This window comes from Microcoleus sp. B3-D2, assembly GCF_036705345.1.
GTDB lineage: Bacteria > Cyanobacteriota > Cyanobacteriia > Cyanobacteriales > Microcoleaceae > Microcoleus.
This window is the reverse complement of the sequence record NZ_JAUBUG010000186.1, coordinates 1-1,517: the sequence shown is the minus strand read 5'-3', so window position 1 is coordinate 1,517 and position 1,517 is coordinate 1. Positions and strand designations below refer to the sequence as shown.

Genomic DNA, 1,517 nt, shown 5'->3' with positions numbered 1-1,517 from the left:
AGCTCTTCTGGACTCAGATGAGGTGTGATCGTAATTCGTTTTGGCATTCTTTATTTGATGGGGGTGGTGTTTCTCCTGATTATATCATGGTTAATCGACCGGACATGATATCAGTCCCTTCACAAAGCCTTCTTTAGAAGCTGGTTCTACTAAAATACCGCAAGTGGAATTTAGATAATCCGCTGGGCCGCCCCAGTTCGTTGCTATCACCGGCAAGCCCACTGCCATTGCTTCCAGAACTACCGCTCCCCCCGGCTCTCGCAAACTCGGGAAAACCATTGCATGAGCTTGTTGCATTTTGAGAGCGCACTCCTGCTGAGACAGCCAGCCACTAAATACAACGCTGCTGTCGATGCCTAAACGAGCTGTTTGAGCTTCGAGTTACCCTCGGATGTGCCCATCACCGATGATTTCCAAGACTGGGTAGTCCTAAACAAGTAATGATAAATTGTAGTGATGGATAAAATACCAAATCGCACCGATGTGATTATTTAACGACTTGGAAAAGATAAGGTCTTTCGTACCAAACGAGACACCCGTTGTCGGAGAGTGTTATTGAAGCGCTCGATATAAATGGTTTTACCCGTCTCTTGGACGACCGCCTGATGTCGCTTGCTGGGTAACACCTTCGAGTAAGCCGCCCAGAAATCCGTGTAGGCGACGGCACATTGTCGATAAACCGGCGGTAAGGATTTCCATAATTCACTCGCGGCAGCAGAGTCTCTTGCCCCAATGTAAACCCCGACAATTTCACGGGTCTTGGCGTCTAAGGCTAACCAGATCCGCTGTTTATTGCCTTTATTGTCTACAAATGACCATAATTCATCACATTGAATCGTTAGCTTTCCTTTTTTTTTTTGATGACACCTGTACGGTTCGGGGTAAAGAGGCCGTATTTCCGGTTAACATAATCTTGGAGGCATTGCTCCGAAACCTTGAGGGCACGGGCGATGCCGACAAGAGAGAGGCGTTCTAGCAATAATCTGTCGATTAGTTCTTTGGTCGCTGAGTCGATCACCTTTTTGTCTGGATTCTCGACAAATTGCCGACCACACTCGTAACATTTGAATCTTTGTTTTCCTGTGTGAATATGACCGTTTTTCACGGTGCGGGTACAAGAGCAAACGGGACAATTCGGCATCGTTGACAAAAAACTTATCTAGGCTACTATCTTACCATCATTACTTCTTGGCCACTACCCAAGACTGCATCGGTTTGAGCGGCGACGGGCGCGAAGGCTTCTAGCAGCAAGTCTACAGCTTTCCAGTCTTCCAGGCGCCCCAAGAACACAAAATGAACCTGCCCGCCCCGTGCTGTTGATAAGCTAGATTCCGATCGCCATACAGATAAATCCACGCCGTTTTCCACAAGTTCAATAATTTTACCCTGCACCCCAGATGCAAGTGCCTGCTTCGTGCGATCGTTTGCTACTAAGGAATGAATACAGGGCTATTTCATTCTGATCGAAAGGCTGATATGAGATTGGATTGATTCTCACTATCAGGTCCGTCTACGAT

General features: G+C 47.1%; 1 protein-coding gene and 2 pseudogenes. All 3 read right to left on the bottom strand.

What is annotated here, in order from left to right; all coding sequences use genetic code 11:
- Nucleotides 1-90: 90 nt before the first annotated feature.
- Nucleotides 91-369: pseudogene (locus QUB14_RS28580) on the bottom strand (glycosyltransferase family 4 protein); the annotation flags it as partial.
- Between the two features lie 60 nt (nucleotides 370-429).
- Nucleotides 430-1,141 (bottom strand): annotated as a pseudogene (locus QUB14_RS28575) (IS1 family transposase).
- A 26-nt stretch (nucleotides 1,142-1,167) separates the two neighbouring features.
- Entirely contained in the window at nucleotides 1,168-1,356 is a 189-nt protein-coding gene (locus QUB14_RS28570) for a hypothetical protein (RefSeq protein WP_333221611.1), read from the bottom strand.
- Between the last annotated feature and the right edge of the window lie 161 nt (nucleotides 1,357-1,517).